This is a genomic window from Bacillus sp. ISL-51 (genome assembly GCF_018613535.1).
In the GTDB taxonomy this organism is placed as follows: Bacteria; Bacillota; Bacilli; order Bacillales; family Bacillaceae; genus Bacillus.
Genome location: NZ_JAGGQB010000002.1, coordinates 217870 through 233706, shown reverse-complemented (window position 1 = coordinate 233706; position 15837 = coordinate 217870). Strand labels below are relative to the sequence as shown.

Genomic DNA, 15837 nt, shown 5'->3' with positions numbered 1-15837 from the left:
GTGAAGTACATACAATAACGTTTTTATGAGTTGTCAGTAAAACCAAATTTCCTTTACTGCCGTCATTTATAATATGACCGGAAAAATGATACATAAGTTAACAAACCGCGGAGGATTTCAATGAAAAGTGTATTTCTTATCGTGCAATGCGCGTTTTCTGTTTTTTGTTTTTTCTGTCTCGCCGCTGTGAATTGGTATCAGGGGAGTGAGCTTGTTTCTGATTCGTTTGATTGGAATTATACAGCAAAATTTTCAAAGCTGCTGAACGGGACGGATACGATTACAAGGCCCGAACAGATATCGCAGCTGGATTTCTTTGTGTATTCTGCGAAGCATTATCCGTTAGTGAGCGGTTTGATGATTGGGCTGTTTATTTATTTTTTGTTCTCACTGTATTTGGTCATAAAGAATACCCGCCGGCACAAATGGGCTGAATGAGACTTTTTTCATGTATTTGTACATGAATTTAAGAGAAAATGAAACCTTTTTGAAAAAAACCAGTATATATAACTGTGAATTTGTTACTATTTAATTTTGGGAGGAAAATGAAAAATGAGTATTTTAGGAAGATTTAAAGATATTATGTCGAGCAATATCAATGCTTTATTAGATAAAGCTGAGAACCCTGAAAAAATGGTTGACCAATATTTGCGGAACTTAAACAGTGATTTAGGGAAAGTAAAGGCGGAGACGGCTTCTGTCATGGCTGAGGAGCAGCGGGCGAAAAGAGCCTTAACGGAGTGCCAGGCTGATGCCGAAAAGATGGAAAACTATGCGATGAAGGCTTTACAGGCCGGCAATGAAGCGGATGCGAGGACGTTTTTGGAAAAGAAAACCTCTGTTGAATCAAGGCTGTCTGAGCTGCAAACGGCTTATCAGATCGCTTCTTCCAACGCGTCTCAAATGCGGAACATGCATGACAAGCTTGTTTCTGATATCGGGGAGCTTGAGTCGCGCCGAAATGCCATCAAAGCGAAGTGGTCTGTGGCAAAAACGCAAGAGAGAATGAATAAACTGGGATCCTCTGTGTCAAATGCGGGTCAATCGATGTCAGCTTTCGGGAGAATGGAAGACAAGGTGAACCGGGCGCTTGATCATGCCAATGCGATGGCGGAGCTGAACGCGTCTCCGAAAGACGATATTGACGATCTGACGGCTAAATATGACAGCAATCAAAGCAGTGTTGATGATGAACTGGCGGCGCTCAAGCAGAAAATGCTTTTCAGTAAAGATCAGTAGAAAGCGGGCTTCAGCTTTGTCCGATATAAAGAGAAAGTGAGAGAAACAGAATGATCATTTCTTATAAATGCCCGAACTGCGGCGATGATATGGTCTTTGACAGTTCATCCGGCATGCTGACATGTCACAGCTGCGGGCGGCAGGATCAGATTGAAAGCCTGCCAAAAGAGTATATTACGACGAGATTTTCTGAACATGAGGCGAACGAGTACCGCTGTGAGAACTGCGGAGCCGTGTTAATGACGGAGGCGGAAACGACTGCCACGACGTGCGGTTTTTGCGGAGGAGCCGCCGTCCTTGCCGACCGCTTATCGGGAAATCTTGCGCCTTCAATGGTGATTCCTTTTACGATCAGCAAAGACGAGGCAATGAGCGCATTTAAAAAATGGTGCAGAAACGGCCGTCTGACGCCGAAGGGTTTTATGTCAGCCGATCGGGTGAAGAATATCACCGGCATGTATGTCCCGTTTTGGATGTTTGATTTAAACAGCAAGGTTCAGGTCAATGCCGTTTGTACGAGAGTGCATCATTATGATGATGGGGAATACCGAGTGACGGAGACGGAGTATTTCAACGCGTTCCGTGATATCAACCTTGATTATCTCAAGATTCCGGTCGACGCTTCAGAAAAAATGAGTGATGAATTAATGGACAAATTAGAGCCGTATTCCTATAGTGAGCTGAAGGAGTTTAATACGGCTTATTTAGCAGGTTATATAGCGGAAAAGTATAATTATACCGATGACGATCTGTTCCCGCGGGCGAAGGATAAAATCAGCCATTATATTGATTCTTATGTAAGATCTACCTTCTCCGGCTATACAACGGTCGATATAACAGACGAAGACATTCACACAAACAAATTGAACAGCTTTTATGTGCTGCTTCCGGTTTGGATGGTCAGTTATGACTATGAACGGACTGAGCACATTTTTGCGATGAACGGGCAGACCGGCAAGGTGGTCGGCAAACCGCCGATCAGCTCTGGAAAAGTTGCCGCGTGGTTCGGCGGAATTACCGCCGGGACGTTTTTAGCTTTAAGACTCGTCTCACTGATGATGGGAGGCGGTTTTTGATGAGAACATTTATCGGAAAAGCGTTTCTCGTTTGCTTCGTTCTTTTGCTGCTTTTGCCTTTTGCAGTACATACATCGGCAGAAGCTTCAGGACAGAAGCAATATGTCTATGACAATGCCAATCTTTTAACGAAGGAAGAAATCGGGAAGCTTGAGGCGCTGGCAGGCAAGCTGGGCGCAAAACGAAAAACCGATTTTATCATTCTGACCGTAAACGGTACAGACGGTAAGGATATTGCGCAATACGCCGGGGACTTTTATGACAGCCATTTTCACGGCAGCACGGCGATGCTGACCATCGATATGAAGGGGCGGGAGGTATTTATCTCCGGCTATCAAAAGGCAGAGAAGTATTTGGACAGCAGCAGGCTGAATACGATCAGGAATACGATTTCCTCGGACATTTCTGACGGGCATTATGATAAGGCGTTTCAAACGTATATGAAGATGTCCTATAAAGATATGGGGAAAAGCCCCGGGGACCAGTCTGACAACCTGTTGTTTAAATGGTGGTTTCAGCTGATTGCCGCCGCGGCGGTTGCGGGGATTGCCGTTACTGTGATGGTGTACAATTCCGGCGGCAAGGTCACCGTTACCGGCAGCACGTATATGAATCACGACACGTCTGAAGTGCTGGACCAGCACGACACGTATATCAGAACGACCGTCACAAGAGAAAGAAAGCCGTCTGACAAAGACAATGACAGCGACGGCGGAGTGACAAGAGGCGGCACCTCATACAGCGGCAGCAAAGGAAGTTTTTAAATTTATACGTAAAGGAATTGATCATACATGGGCTTTTTCAGAAATCAGTTAGCGAATGTTGTGGAATGGGAAGAGTTTAGAGATGATATGGTTTTCTATAAATGGAACAACCGTGAAATCAAAAAGGGGAGCCGGCTGATCATCCGGCCCGGCCAGGATGCCATCTTTTTATATAACGGCAAGATTGAAGGGATTTTCCGTGATGACGGCGATTATGATATTGAATCTGAAATTATCCCGTTTTTATCAACGTTAAAAGGGTTTAAGTTTGGTTTTAACAGCGGAATGCGGGCTGAGGTGTTATTTGTCAACACGAAGGAATTCACCGTGAAATGGGGCACGAAAAACGCCATTAACATTCCGGCGGCGGGAATGCCGGGGGGCATGCCGATCCGGGCAAATGGAACGTTCAACTTTAAGGTCATGGATTACATTAGCTTGATTGATAAAATTGCCGGTGTCAGAGACAGCTACTTAGTGGAAGACATTAAAATACGGATTACGTCTATTCTTGATCAGCTTCTGATGAAATGGATCACAAGAGAAGGAAAAGACATGTTTAATCTGCAATCGAATTCCTTTGAGATCGGGAAAGGGATTAAGGAAGACTTGGATATGCAGCTTATCGGAGACGGCATGTCGATCACGGGTTTCAACATTATGAGCTTTAACTATCCGCAGGAAGTTCAGGATATGATTACGAAAAATGCTTCTTACGGCATGGTGGGCGATGTGAATCGGTACCAGCAGATTTCCATGACGGACGGAATGGCGTCCGGAAAAATGAGCGGAAGCGGCCCTGCCTCTGATATGGCCGGTATGATGATGGGAATGAATATGGCGAATCAAATGATGAACCAAATGAATCAAAATCAGCAGAACCAGTCACAGCAAAATCAAAACCAGCAACATCAGGCGCCTGCACCTTCAAATGGTTCGGAAGGAGCGGCTAAGCCGAATTTCTGTCCGAACTGCGGCACGAAAACGGGCGAAGCGAATTTCTGCCCGAATTGCGGCCATAAGCTCGTATAAATAGGATACAAAAAAGAGGCTCTAAGAAGGCCTCTTTTTTTGCTGTATTTATTTCATCGCTTGAACGATAAGAGCGGTTAATGCTTCGGCGCCCTTAGGCACCAAATGTACGCCGTCAGGAGTGAAAAATTCCGGGTGCTGAAGAGCTTTGGCATGCCAATCCACTAACGTAATATTTTGACGGGTGTTTGCCTGCTGGCGCAATGACTCGTTTACCTTGCTTTCCCACTGCCGCGGCACACGTGTATTCACGAGGTAGATATGAGCTTTTGAGAAAGAGTTGACCAGCTCTTCAATTTGGCTGTTTGTGAAATAGCCGTTCGTCCCTAACTCAATGATGACCGCTTTGCCCGGCTGATTAAATGACGCGTATTCCGACGTCAGCTGAAGCGCTTGTGAGACTTGTCTTCCCACTTTCCCGTCGATGGTGACATGGGGAACAGACTGCCGGAGACTTGATGCAATGTCCAGCATAACGGAATCTCCGATGGCTAACACTTCTTTATCAGAATGGGCCGGCTTTTGAGCCGCTGCCTGCTGAGATGAGTGCTCCTTTTTTTCTTTATGCGCGCTTGCATCTGTTTTTCTTTTTGTTTCTTTCTTTTCTGGTGCTGAAGCTGTTTTCGGTTTCTCGTCTTTCTTTTTCTTTTCATCCGCTGCCGGTTTATGATGGTCATGCGGCTGATCTGAACCTGCGTTTGTTTCTTGAGCGCTTTGCGTATAAGTCCATTGCGGCTGTTTTTTTCCCTCGGCTATTCCGGACAGTCCGCCCGCAAAAACGAGGACGGCGGCAAGAATGAGGCCTATCGACATCCTGCTGATGACAGAGGACGTTTTCCATTCCAGAAATCTGTTCAGAAAAACCCGGCGGAAAAATGGCCGGAAACCGTCGGTGCGGATTGGCTTCTCAATAAAATGATAGGAAAGCTCGGCAAGAATGAAAGTTGCGCCGATCCTGATGACGGCATGCCAATAAACCGGATTCCCGATTTCTTGAACAGGTGTGCTTAATACGATAACGGGATAATGCCAGAGATAAATGCCGTATGATCTTGTTCCGATCCAGCGCAGCGGCTTCCATGAGAGCACATGTCCTAAAAAGCTGCTTGGATGGCACACACACGCTATGAGAGCGGCTGCGGTGATGCTGATCAGAAGCATGCCTCCTCTGTAAAGGAAGGGCTCATATTCATCAACGGAAACGACGCAAACCAGTAACACGGTAAAAGCGGCAAGCTCAGTGCCGTGCAGGATATGTTTCATGCTGCTCGGCAGCCGTTTCGATGACAATCGTTTCATCGGCCACACAAGGGCTAACGAGCACCCGATGAGCAGTTCAAATGAACGTGTATCGGTCCCGTAGTAGACACGGCTCGGGTCTCCGCCCGGCACATACATGATACTCATCATGACAGCTGAGCATAGCGCGAAGAACATAACCGCGGCCGCAAGCCGGGTCCGTTTTTTACATATGTGCATTCCCGCAAGCAGGATGAAGGGCCATATCATATAAAACTGTTCTTCAATCGCCAGTGACCAAAGGTTTTTTAACGGCGAAGGAGAACCGAAGCTGTCAAAATAGGAAAGCTTATGGAAAATAAACCACCAATTGCTTATGTAAAAGAGAGAAGAGACCGCATCTCCGCGTACTGTATGCAGAAGCTCCCGGTTGAACAATACGACCCATATAACAGTTGTGATGATCATGAGGTAAGCCGCCGGCAGAAGACGCCGAATCCGGCGCACCCAAAAATCGCGAAAATCCAGAGTGATTTCATTTCCCTGCGCAGGCAATATGATCGATGTAATTAAATAGCCTGATAAAACAAAAAAGATATCAACGCCAATGAAGCCGCCGTCGGCCCAATTGAAGTTTAGATGATAAGCGATGACCGCCAGTACGGCAAAAGCTCGAAGTCCGTCCAGTCCGGGGATATAGCGGCGATGTTGTGTCTTGTCTAACATGGTATTCCTCCAATAGTGTGTGCGGTTATTCTCGCTGTTTTGCGGATAGTTATGGCAGAGTTCTGTACAGTCTTCCATTCGTTCCGTTAATAGACGCATAAGGCAGGGGATTTTGTTTCAGAAAAAATGAATGAAATGTTCTGATTCTCTTAAACTTTTTTGTCCCCTTTCAGCGTCTATATCATGAAAAGGGCCCCTGAGGAATTGGCTGTTATCAGGGGGAAAAGAAAAAATCCATGACCTGCGGAATCATGGATTTTTTTCTTTATTTACCTGATGTAGCGGTCTCCGACGAGCAGGTGTGAGATCACGGAAGTCGGAATTTTAAACTCTGTAACGCCCATATATCCGGGTGCCACTTCATATTCGTCAAATGAAATGACGAGTTTGTGATGGTCTGTAATATAGAAGTTTTGATCATCATGAATGGCTTTGAAAGGCTCTGTCATATCATCTCCTGAAACCCAATATATTTTATCCGAGTCCTCTTTCATTTGCTTTTTCATTTGTTCTTTTATATTTTGGCTGATGACTTTAATATATCGGTCATCTTTAAATAAGCTCTTTAACGTAAGCAAGGCCTCATTCTTCTTATCAATCGTGATATAACGGCTTTGGGTGTAAGATGACGCTTGGGTTTTTTCAATATCACGGCGTATTGAGATAAGGTCCGGCGTGTCAGTTACGGTTTCGTAATCGCTGTAGATGCTGAGGTGGCCTTTTTTCTTTTTGGAGGTCGCCTGCATAAATTCCTGATACAGCTGTTTGCTTTCTTTCATATAATTTTGGTTGATGCTGTCCTCAAGCTCGTGATTAGAAAGGCCGGACAGGGCGGGCGTTTTTACATCGATGCTTGATTGGTCTTTTTCTTCTTTCGTTTCGACGAATGTGATGGCTTGGACGACCTTGCCGATAACGGGGATTTTTGACATGGCGTGTGCGGCATCAGGATTGATATTCACAACGGCGGTAAATAAGACGGCCGCTGCGACTGCCGCCGATGTCGGCCACATTACGATTCGTTTCTTTTTCGGTTTATGCTGAAGGGCTTTTTCGACAATGCTGTCCAGTTCTTTAGGAATGGGCACATTTTTATACTCTTCTCTTAATTGTTCTAATCTCTTTTCCATTAAGAAAGATCCTCCTTCGTCAACTGAATGCGCATAAGCTTCAGGCCTCTGTAAAGGCGTGTTTTGACGGTGTTGATGTTTTCCCCCGTGATCTCCGCGATTTCTTCTAATTTCAAGTCTTCAAAGAAACGCAGAATAATGATCGTTTTATATGGGTGCGGCAGCTCTTCAAGCGCTTCATGAAGGTCCGTGTCTTTGTAGTGATCTTCCTTTCCGCGGCTTAAAAACTCAATCGTTTCGTCATCCATCACTTTAAGTTTTTTCTGCTTGCGGAGAAAATCAATGGCGGTGCGCACTAAAATACTATAAAACCAGCTTTTAATCGTATCGGGATTTCGGACGGAATCGACTGACGTCAGCGCTTTTTGAATCGATTCCTGTACAATATCTAACGCGTCATCCTTGTTCTTTACATAACTGTAGGCCAACCTGTAAAAGTCTTCCTTACGCTCAGTTATGCACGTCACAAGCGACGCTTTGGCTGTTTGATTCTTCATTGCTTTAAAGGGCTCCTTTTTTGAAAATACGTATCATAGGCTGTTACCTAAGGATAGACGGGACAGGGTGAAAAATAGTTTGCACAGAGTGCATCATTTTTAAAAGGAAAAGGAAGGAAAGAGGAAGAAGTAAAAAAAAGAGCCTGAACGGCTCTTTTCGGATGTGTCTGGTATTTTGCTGAACGGCTTAGTTCGGTTTTACTAAGATTTTTACTTGGTTTTTCTCTTTGATTAAAGCGCCGAAGCCTTCTTCAATCAGATCGTCGAGCACGATTTTTTTCGTGACGAGCTTATCTGCTGAGAAGTAGCCCTCTTTCATCAGTGCGAGGACGGAAGGGAAAATGTCACGGTAGCCGATAATGCCTTTAACGGTCCGTTCTTTGATGACGATATCGTTCGGATGGATTTCCGCACCTTTTTCCCAGATGCTGACGATAACTGTTTCACCCGCGATGCTTGTTGATTGAATCGCTTGACGGAGAACGACAGGGACGCCTGTTACTTCATAAGAAACATCAACGCCGCCGTTTGTGCGTTTTGCGATTTCTTCAACGACATCATCCGTTTTTGACGGATCAATGATGATAGCGCCAAGCTCTTTCGCCTTTTCCTGACGTTCAGGTGAAAGTTCAACCGCGTAAATATCCGTAGCTCCCGCTGCCTTCAGGGCTTCAATGACAAGCAGCCCGATCGGTCCGCAGCCAAAAACGGCAGCCGTGTCGCCCGCTTTTAATTTGCTTTGGCGTACGGCGTAAAGCGCAACCGCTGAAGGCTCAACAAGTGCGCCTTGTTCGTAAGAAAGCTCTTCAGGAAGCTTAAACAGCAATTCTTCGTCGACGGAGACATATTCAGAAAATCCGCCGCCGCCTCCTGCTAAGCCTAAAAAGCCCATTTGTTCATCAAGGTTGTAGGCTCCCTGATGCCCGTGTGTGGCAAAAATCGGTTCAACGACGACACGGTCGCCGACGCTGTAATTTTTGACGCCTTCGCCCACTTCCACGACTTCTCCTGAGAATTCGTGGCCCATTGTGACAGGCGCAGTTTCGTTTGTTAATGGATGCGGTTTGCCGACCGGAATAAAGATAGGGCCTCCTAAGTATTCATGAAGGTCGCTTCCGCAAATTCCGCACCATTTGACTTTAATTTTGACTTTTCCCGGTTCTGCTTTAGGTTCATCAATGTTTTCGATTCGAATGTCTTTTTGATTGTGCCATCTTGCCGCTTTCATTGATTATCACTCCTAGTCTGATAGAAACGAGTATAGGTACATGATCAATATGAACCTTGATGAAAAGGAATAAAGCGTTTCCCAAAGCCTGATTTCTCAAAATATATCATATTACGCAACTATCAATAGGCCTTATAAAAAGTCCATATTGAATGCAGAAATACTCTAGGAATATTATACCTCTAATGATTTAAATTTTGTAGTATAATTTACCATGGAATTATTTTGTTTGTTGGAAAGTTGTCATATTTGTGTGCTTAGTTCCTCCTAAGCTGTAATCAACATGTAAAGTGAATGAAATATTATGACAGCGATCTTGGTGTATAATTTTGCTAGTAGAAAACATGTCAGGGGGACGAAAGCTTGAAGAAGTTATTCTTAGCCATTTTGATTTTAGCAGGAAGTACGCTGGGAGCGTTCAGTTATACCTCTGCAGCAAGTGCTAAAAAAGTGAACGGAAATATTACTTGGTATAATGGAGTCGGCAAAAAAGGATCTTCCGGTAAAAAACTGGGCCATTGGGATTGTGCGACAAAGTTAGGTTTTGACGTACCGAGAAACGGAACAAAAATCAGAGCTTATGCGAAAGCTAAACCGAAAAAGGTTATTACAGTATATAAAAATGATGTCGGCCGTCTGCCGAATGCAGTTTTAGATGTGAGCCCGAAAGCGTTCAAAGCGCTGGGATACCCGTTAAGCAAAGGGAAAGTATCCGGACATTACAGCTATTAAATAGACCATGTAAAAAGCAAGGAGACTGATTCTTGCTTTTTCTAATTGATGGAGAGAATAATCATGAAAAAGAAACTATTGTTTTGGATCATAGCCGCGGTTGTTTTAGCAGGGGCGGTGCTTGCAGCCGTGTTGATGGTGAAAGGCAAAAGCAGCGGAGAAGACGCTGCCGTTGCATCCGGCGGGCATGATAAGCTGCTTGTTTCCATTACAGGCACGGATCTGTTAACGAAATATTACGAAGATGACCGCGTCCTGCACGAGGAAAAACTCTCGGCATATCCGGCTTTTGCGCTTGATGACGCTCATCAGGTGCTCTATTATGTCGGTAATAATGATCAAAATGAGATGCGGCTGTATAAGCTTGATTTGAAAACGAAACAAAAGAGCACACTGTATAAAGGATCGGCGAGTGCAGACAGTTTGTTTTTATCTAAGGATCTGTCACACATTTATTTCCGGCTGGGCAAAGCGGACGAGGATAACTTTCGCCTCGCGTCTTTTGACTTAAAAACAAAACGTTATCAAAATTTGTTCCCTGCGGCGGATAATAAAGACGACAGTGTCAGCAATTTCTTTTATAACCGCAAGAAAAACTCATTTGCGCTTCTGCATTATTCGGTGGAAGAGGACTATAAAAAAACCGATGAGGCGAACGAGAAGGGGATAGATCCTGAACCGGCCAAGGTGCGTTTTGCGGCGGGAACGAGCGGCTCTTTTGAGAATCTGACGAGTCTTTATCAGTTTATAAGTGATGTGGCGATGTCACCGGACGGAAAGAATCTCGTCTTTACATCGTATACACAAAAAGGGACGGAGCAAAAAGCGTCCATTCGGCTGATGAACGTCAAAACGAAAAAATATGAAACGATTATTTCAAATGAAAAGGATTTTACGCCGTTAATTGATGCCCAGCCTCAGTTTTCTAAAGACGGCAGCATCATTTATTTCATGGCTGAGGCCAAAGGGGCAAAGCGTCTGAAAGATGAAACCGGACGGAAAGCGAAGGTTCGCACCATTTACGCTTATCATCTGGATACGAAGAAGTTTCAAAAAGTCTGGCAGCATGACAACGGAATTATCAACAGTTTTTCTGTCATACAATAACGTAAAAAAACACTCAGCGCCCGCTGGGTGTTTTTTAATGAACAAAGCTGGCTGCGGCTGAGGCGAGCCATTTGAAGAAACGGAGGATTGGAACGGCGAAGTTGAGTGTTTCGATGAATGACTGGGATGCAAGGTTGACTTTTTGCTGTTTCGCCCTTTCTTTCAGATCTTTATGCTGCTGATCGCTTTCCAAGTCAATCAACCCTTTTTCTTCACATTATACCATAAAAAGGTAAAGAAAACGCAAAGGCCTCTCATGATGGCATGGAGGCCTTCTCTATGTTTGAGAATCGTAAAAGGGAGGTCTAACTTGATGCCGATTGACTGTTGTTTTGGAGATTCACCAACGAACGGACGCCGTCGATCATCTTACTGCCGCATAGAGGGCATGTCGGGGTATCGCTGGCGGCAAAATTTTTTCTGGTCCAGCCATTACAGTCCTCTTTCGTGCATTCCCACGTACCTACTTCCTCTTTAGGCAGTGGTTCCTGATTACGTTTGTTGTAGTAAGACATAAAGTCACTTCTTCCCTTATGAATTTTAGTGCATATCTTCATTGTCTCATACTTTTCCCTAAACTCCTAATTCCTTTTTCTATCCGTATTTCCATTTGAGGGGGGCATAGCGTCCCCCTGTTATTACAGTATATGCAAAAAAGTGCCATTATATTTTCCTTTTTTAAACCAAAAGCACCCGGCTGAAAAAGCGGGTGCTTTTTTGCTTATGACAGGTCGGTTACGTCCATCGGCCTCATCATATCGTAATCTTCATGCTCTAAAATATGGCAATGCCATACGTAGCGTCCGCTGTACGGTCCGAAAACAGCTGCGATTCTGATGACTTCTCCGGCGTGTGCCTGCACGGTGTCTTTCCAGCCTTTTTCGCTTGGCGGCGGCGGGATGGCGGGTCCTGTAAAGACAATGTCGCCGAATTCGTTATACCGATCCATGTCAAATGGCCTTCGGTCAAGCACTTGAAAGGAAACCAAGTGCAGATGAATCGGGTGGGTTCCCCTTGTCGGATTGATAATCGACCATATTTCTGTTGTCCCGAGCTTAGGCGCTTCTGTGACCGGATCATGCCATCGCTTGTTATTGAGTGTCAGAACCGGCCGCCCGTATTTATCTTGAGTGTTTGTGAGCTTGAGCGTTCTGATGTTTTGGATTCTTCCGGCTGTTACATCAGGCATGGAAGCAAGATATTTCGGCTTTCGGCTTGTGTCTTTTCCTGTGAGCGGCTTTGTTACGCGGAATTGCATGACACTGGCGTCGGTTTCCGGATTTGCGGCTCCTCCGCAACCGGTGCCGTTTGTTAAGATCATGTTTTCTCCATTAAAGGCTGAAAAGTCGATGAGAACGTCATACCGCTCAGCCGGAGCTAAGCTGATTGACTGCGTTTTGACAGAGCGGGGGAGCAGTCCGCCGTCAGATCCGATTTGGATAAAATCACTGCCGTTACTGAGTCCGAGTGTAAATGTTCTGGTATTGGACGCATTGAGGATGCGGAAACGGTATGTTCTCGGTTCCACTTCCATGTACGGCCAAGCTTTTCCGTTGACGAGAATGGTTTCTCCGCAAAGAAACGGAACGATTGAAGGTTTCGGCAGCGTTTCGGAAGGGTTATCCGGTCCGCTCGGATAAAACAGAGAACCGTCGTCATTTAATGTACGGTCCAGAATCATGAGCGGAACGTCGTATTCTCCTTCAGGAAGCCTCAGCCGTTTTTCTTTCTGTTCACGGATGATATACATGCCGGTAAGCCCGGCGTATACGTTGAGCCTGGTGATCGCCATGGCGTGGTCGTGATACCATAAGAGCGCCCCGCGCTGTTTGTTTGGATAATGATATATTTCTTTCTCAAAATACGGTCCCGTTTCTTCAAAATGCCGGGTGAACCAGGCTTCCGGATAGCCGTCGCTTTCAGGCGGTGTCGCTCCTCCGTGTAAATGGACAACGGTTTTGACATCAGACTCCGAATGTCCGCTTTCCGAATGATGGATGGTATGATCGACGGGAAGAAAATGTGTTTGCGGCAGGTCATTCATCCATTTAATATACACACTTTCATTTTGCTGCACGTCGATGGTGGGGCCGGGAAACAACCCGTTGTATCCCCAAAGGCGGGTCGGCGGAAGATCGCGGTGCAGCTTGTGATAGCATTCCTTCATGGTAACTTCGTAGTATGTGCTGCCGTTTGATTGCTTCAGAGGCTTTAAGGTTTCGATAATCGGAAGTTCATCTGCAAATTTCTCAAGTTCCATTATTTATCCTGTCCTTATCGTTTATTCAAATCCTGTACTATAGTTAATGCCGTCGGAAACAGGTTGGTTAAAAAAACACCCGCCCTTTTTTCAGGCAGGTGTTTCGGTTTATTGCGCGACACGGCTTTCGGCAGCGCTTTTTTTCGGTTTTTGTTTTTTGTGGAATACGTATGAGACGAGGACGACCAACGTAATAAATCCTGTCAGAAGAAATTCAGACCGCATTGAGCTGATAAACAGCATGGATAATAGAATTCCGCAAATGGCGATGATGGTCAGGTAGGTTAAGTAAGGGTAAAACCACATTTTGATTTTCAAAGACTCAGGGGCGGTCTGTTCGATTTGCTTTCTCAGTTTAAGCTGAGAAACTGCGATAACAAGATAGACGAGCAGTGCGATAGCTCCTGATGAATTGACTAAAAATAAGAAGACGGTGTCGGGAGAAAAGTAGTTCATCACAACGGCAATATAAGAGAAAAAGGTGCCGGCGATGATGGCTTGAACCGGTACGCCTCTTTTACTCAGTTTCATAAAGCGGCGCGGCGCCTCGTTTCGCTCAGCGAGTGAATAAAGCATTCTTGATGTGGTATAAAGCCCTGAGTTCAGGCAGGACAGAACAGCTGTCAGCACGATGAAGTTCATGATTTGGGCGGCTGCGGGAACCCCGATATGTCCCAGAACGGCAACGAAGGGGCTTTCTAAAATATTGGCCGAATTCCATGGGAGCAAGGTCACGACAACTGCAATAGAGCCGACGTAAAAGATGATAATGCGCCAAACGACTGAGCGCGTCGCTTTCATCACAGATTCGACCGGATTTGAGGTCTCACCCGCTGCGATCGCAACAATTTCAGAGCCCATAAAAGAAAAAATCACGACGACGATGCCCAGCAGGACAGAACTGACGCCTTGGGGGAAAAATCCGCCATTGCCCGTCAGATTGGCCAGTCCGACCGGTTTGCTGCCGGGAGCGATTCCGAAAATAAAAGCAAAGCCCACGATTAAGAAGACAACGATGGCGGCCACCTTAATTAAGGAAAGCCAATATTCAAATTCACCGAAGGATTTGACTGAGTAAATATTCGTCAGCGTTAATAAGACGGTCAGAAGCAGACTCGTCAGCCATAACGGAATGTCGGGGAACCAGTACTGAATGATTCCGGCTCCTGCAATGGCTTCAATGGCGATGACAATAACCCAGAAAAACCAATACAGCCACCCGATCGTATAGCCGGCCCACGGACCGATGGCATCATGGGCATACTGTGAAAACGAACCGCTTGTCGGGTTAACGGAAGACATTTCCCCGAGCATTCGCATAATAAAAATGACTAAAAGTCCGGCCAATGCGTATGACACAATGGCTCCCGGTCCTGTCGAATGAATGACTGAGCCGCTTCCTACAAATAATCCGGCGCCGATCACGCCGGCGATTGAAATCATCGTCATATGCCGGGTCTTTAACCCCTTCGATAAAGAATTAGGCTTATTCATTCTTTGCCTCCTTTGGTTTTGTTTTATGCTGAATATTCCGACAAGTATTATTCTATCATAAATGAATATGACATATAGAAATTGTGTGAGGAAATGTGACATTTTTCTTCGAGCCGCGGCTGACAACACGGAAGAAAAAAGAAAAAATTTTCTGTCATTGTGTCCGTTTGAGAGAATTGCATTTTATTCCAAAAGAGACCGATGGCAAGAAGCCTTGGTATTATTGAGGTTAGAAAGGTTTTTGTGAATAAAAATAATTTGCGTTATGCCAAAAAAGTTCTATACTCACTATTTTTCTGTGGAGAGTGAATCATGTTTCTATAGACCCACTGCGCCATCGCTTTGTATGATAATGAAAGAAAAAATTTGAACGGGAAGGAGGTTTTTTTCAGTGGAGAGATATAATGAATTGAAAAAAGGCGAAACCGGGGCGCTTGTCAGTATTGCCGCATATGCCGTATTGTCCGCGGTAAAGCTTGTGATCGGTTATGTATTCCACTCTGAGGCGCTTCTTGCGGACGGGTTAAATAACACGACTGATATTGTGGCATCTGCCGCTGTTTTCATCGGTTTGCGCATCTCTCAAAAACCTCCTGACGAAGATCATCCTTACGGGCATTTTCGGGCGGAAACCGTTGCATCGCTCATTGCTTCTATTATTATGATGCTGGTGGGGATGCAGGTGCTGTTCAGCGCCGCGGAATCTATTTTCTCCGTGAAAGAGGAGACGCCTGATATGATCGCCGCATGGACAGCTGCAGGAAGCGCCGCTGTTATGCTGATCGTATACCGCTATATGAAAACGCTGGCTAAAAAGGTAAACAGCCAGGCGCTTCAAGCCGCCGCGGCTGATAACAAATCCGATGCGCTCGTCAGTATCGGCACGTTTGTCGGTATTTTCGCTTCGCAGTTCCATTTGGCCTGGGTTGACACGGTCACTGCGTTTATTATCGGTTTGATCATTTGCAAAACCGCTTGGGATATTTTCAAGGAGTCCTCACATTCGTTAACCGACGGCTTTGATGTCAAGGATATGTCTGATTATAAAAAAACGATTGAACAGATTGCGGGCGTCAGCCGCTTAAAAGATATTAAAGCGAGGTATTTGGGCAGCTCCGTCCATGTAGACGTGGTGATTGAGGTATCGTCAGATTTGAATATTAAAGAAAGTCATGATATTGCCAATGAGGTAGAGCGTAAAATGAAAGAGGAACATGCCATTGACCATTCACACGTTCACATGGAGCCTCTGCAGCTGAGTAAATGAATCAGGAAGCTTCCTTTCACAGGGAAGCTTTTTTGCTGTGCGGGAC

At 45.3% G+C, this 15837-nt stretch carries 16 protein-coding genes; 8 read left to right on the top strand and 8 right to left on the bottom strand.

Translation table 11 applies throughout. From position 1 onward, the window contains the following. Positions 1 to 120 precede the first annotated feature (120 nt). The 5 genes from J7E26_RS01235 to J7E26_RS01215 all read left to right on the top strand — a co-directional run bounded on the left by J7E26_RS01235 (position 121) and on the right by J7E26_RS01215 (position 4111). On the top strand, positions 121 to 438 hold the full coding sequence (locus tag J7E26_RS01235; protein ID WP_214800536.1) for a YjdJ family protein: 318 nt from the start codon (positions 121 to 123) through the stop codon (positions 436 to 438). Between the two features lie 114 nt (positions 439 to 552). Further along, positions 553 to 1239, top strand: a complete 687-nt coding sequence (locus tag J7E26_RS01230) for a PspA/IM30 family protein (RefSeq protein WP_214800535.1) — start codon at positions 553 to 555, stop codon at positions 1237 to 1239. A gap of 50 nt (positions 1240 to 1289) precedes the next feature. After that, the gene (locus J7E26_RS01225; RefSeq protein WP_214800534.1) at positions 1290 to 2315 is read left to right on the top strand and encodes a TFIIB-type zinc ribbon-containing protein; all 1026 of its coding nucleotides are present in this window, start codon (positions 1290 to 1292) and stop codon (positions 2313 to 2315) included. Beyond that, entirely contained in the window at positions 2315 to 3079 is a 765-nt protein-coding gene (locus J7E26_RS01220; protein WP_214800533.1) for a TPM domain-containing protein, read from the top strand. The genes J7E26_RS01225 and J7E26_RS01220 overlap by 1 nt, the downstream gene beginning before the upstream one ends. A gap of 27 nt (positions 3080 to 3106) precedes the next feature. Beyond that, on the top strand, positions 3107 to 4111 hold the full coding sequence (locus J7E26_RS01215) for an SPFH domain-containing protein (RefSeq protein ID WP_214800532.1): 1005 nt from the start codon (positions 3107 to 3109) through the stop codon (positions 4109 to 4111). A 48-nt stretch (positions 4112 to 4159) separates the two neighbouring features. Here the strand turns inward: J7E26_RS01215 and J7E26_RS01210 are convergent, their stop codons facing one another. The 4 genes from J7E26_RS01210 to J7E26_RS01195 all read right to left on the bottom strand — a co-directional run bounded on the left by J7E26_RS01210 (position 4160) and on the right by J7E26_RS01195 (position 8931). Continuing rightward, positions 4160 to 6076, bottom strand: a complete 1917-nt coding sequence (locus tag J7E26_RS01210) for an acyltransferase family protein (RefSeq protein WP_214812906.1) — start codon at positions 6074 to 6076, stop codon at positions 4160 to 4162. Positions 6077 to 6345: 269 nt separating this feature from the next. Continuing rightward, positions 6346 to 7206 (bottom strand): anti-sigma-V factor RsiV, encoded by an 861-nt coding sequence (gene rsiV / locus J7E26_RS01205; RefSeq protein ID WP_214800530.1) that lies wholly within the window; start codon positions 7204 to 7206, stop codon positions 6346 to 6348. Further along, positions 7206 to 7703 (bottom strand): RNA polymerase sigma factor SigV, encoded by a 498-nt coding sequence (locus tag J7E26_RS01200; RefSeq protein ID WP_214800529.1) that lies wholly within the window; start codon positions 7701 to 7703, stop codon positions 7206 to 7208. The genes rsiV and J7E26_RS01200 overlap by 1 nt, the downstream gene beginning before the upstream one ends. A gap of 187 nt (positions 7704 to 7890) precedes the next feature. Continuing rightward, positions 7891 to 8931 (bottom strand): 2,3-butanediol dehydrogenase, encoded by a 1041-nt coding sequence (locus J7E26_RS01195; RefSeq protein WP_214800528.1) that lies wholly within the window; start codon positions 8929 to 8931, stop codon positions 7891 to 7893. Between the two features lie 363 nt (positions 8932 to 9294). Between J7E26_RS01195 and J7E26_RS01190 the strand changes: the two genes are divergently transcribed. Then, positions 9295 to 9663 (top strand): RlpA-like double-psi beta-barrel domain-containing protein, encoded by a 369-nt coding sequence (locus J7E26_RS01190; protein WP_214800527.1) that lies wholly within the window; start codon positions 9295 to 9297, stop codon positions 9661 to 9663. Between the two features lie 63 nt (positions 9664 to 9726). Next, a complete protein-coding gene (locus J7E26_RS01185; protein ID WP_214800526.1) occupies positions 9727 to 10770 on the top strand; it encodes a PD40 domain-containing protein in 1044 nt (347 codons plus the stop codon). A 34-nt stretch (positions 10771 to 10804) separates the two neighbouring features. Here J7E26_RS01185 and J7E26_RS01180 read toward each other — a convergent pair whose 3' ends face one another. From J7E26_RS01180 to gabP, 4 genes are all read right to left on the bottom strand, one after another. Next, positions 10805 to 10963 (bottom strand): hypothetical protein, encoded by a 159-nt coding sequence (locus tag J7E26_RS01180; RefSeq protein WP_214812904.1) that lies wholly within the window; start codon positions 10961 to 10963, stop codon positions 10805 to 10807. Between the two features lie 112 nt (positions 10964 to 11075). Further along, the gene (locus J7E26_RS01175; RefSeq protein WP_214800525.1) at positions 11076 to 11285 is read right to left on the bottom strand and encodes a cold-shock protein; all 210 of its coding nucleotides are present in this window, start codon (positions 11283 to 11285) and stop codon (positions 11076 to 11078) included. A 206-nt stretch (positions 11286 to 11491) separates the two neighbouring features. After that, positions 11492 to 13030 carry an outer spore coat copper-dependent laccase CotA gene (gene cotA, locus J7E26_RS01170; protein ID WP_214812901.1) on the bottom strand — a complete coding sequence of 513 codons (1539 nt, stop codon included), beginning with the start codon at positions 13028 to 13030 and terminating at the stop codon, positions 11492 to 11494. Between the two features lie 108 nt (positions 13031 to 13138). Continuing rightward, entirely contained in the window at positions 13139 to 14524 is a 1386-nt protein-coding gene (gene gabP, locus J7E26_RS01165) for a GABA permease (RefSeq protein WP_214800523.1), read from the bottom strand. A 391-nt stretch (positions 14525 to 14915) separates the two neighbouring features. Here gabP and J7E26_RS01160 point away from each other — a divergent pair, with 391 nt between their 5' ends. Beyond that, complete coding sequence (locus tag J7E26_RS01160; protein ID WP_214800522.1) at positions 14916 to 15791, top strand: cation diffusion facilitator family transporter; 876 nt, start codon at positions 14916 to 14918, stop codon at positions 15789 to 15791. Positions 15792 to 15837: the final 46 nt, after the last annotated feature.

Bases quoted from the DNA above. Each gene is read 5' to 3' on its own strand.
- J7E26_RS01235 (WP_214800536.1), top strand. From the start codon at position 121: ATGAAAAGTGTATTTCTTATCGTGCAATGCGCGTTTTCTGTTTTTTGT.
- J7E26_RS01230 (WP_214800535.1), top strand. From the start codon at position 553: ATGAGTATTTTAGGAAGATTTAAAGATATTATGTCGAGCAATATCAAT.
- J7E26_RS01225 (WP_214800534.1), top strand. From the start codon at position 1,290: ATGATCATTTCTTATAAATGCCCGAACTGCGGCGATGATATGGTCTTT.
- J7E26_RS01220 (WP_214800533.1), top strand. From the start codon at position 2,315: ATGAGAACATTTATCGGAAAAGCGTTTCTCGTTTGCTTCGTTCTTTTG.
- J7E26_RS01215 (WP_214800532.1), top strand. From the start codon at position 3,107: ATGGGCTTTTTCAGAAATCAGTTAGCGAATGTTGTGGAATGGGAAGAG.
- J7E26_RS01210 (WP_214812906.1), bottom strand. From the start codon at position 6,076: ATGTTAGACAAGACACAACATCGCCGCTATATCCCCGGACTGGACGGA.
- rsiV (WP_214800530.1), bottom strand. From the start codon at position 7,206: ATGGAAAAGAGATTAGAACAATTAAGAGAAGAGTATAAAAATGTGCCC.
- J7E26_RS01200 (WP_214800529.1), bottom strand. From the start codon at position 7,703: ATGAAGAATCAAACAGCCAAAGCGTCGCTTGTGACGTGCATAACTGAG.
- J7E26_RS01195 (WP_214800528.1), bottom strand. From the start codon at position 8,931: ATGAAAGCGGCAAGATGGCACAATCAAAAAGACATTCGAATCGAAAAC.
- J7E26_RS01185 (WP_214800526.1), top strand. From the start codon at position 9,727: ATGAAAAAGAAACTATTGTTTTGGATCATAGCCGCGGTTGTTTTAGCA.
- J7E26_RS01175 (WP_214800525.1), bottom strand. From the start codon at position 11,285: ATGTCTTACTACAACAAACGTAATCAGGAACCACTGCCTAAAGAGGAA.
- cotA (WP_214812901.1), bottom strand. From the start codon at position 13,030: ATGGAACTTGAGAAATTTGCAGATGAACTTCCGATTATCGAAACCTTA.
- gabP (WP_214800523.1), bottom strand. From the start codon at position 14,524: ATGAATAAGCCTAATTCTTTATCGAAGGGGTTAAAGACCCGGCATATG.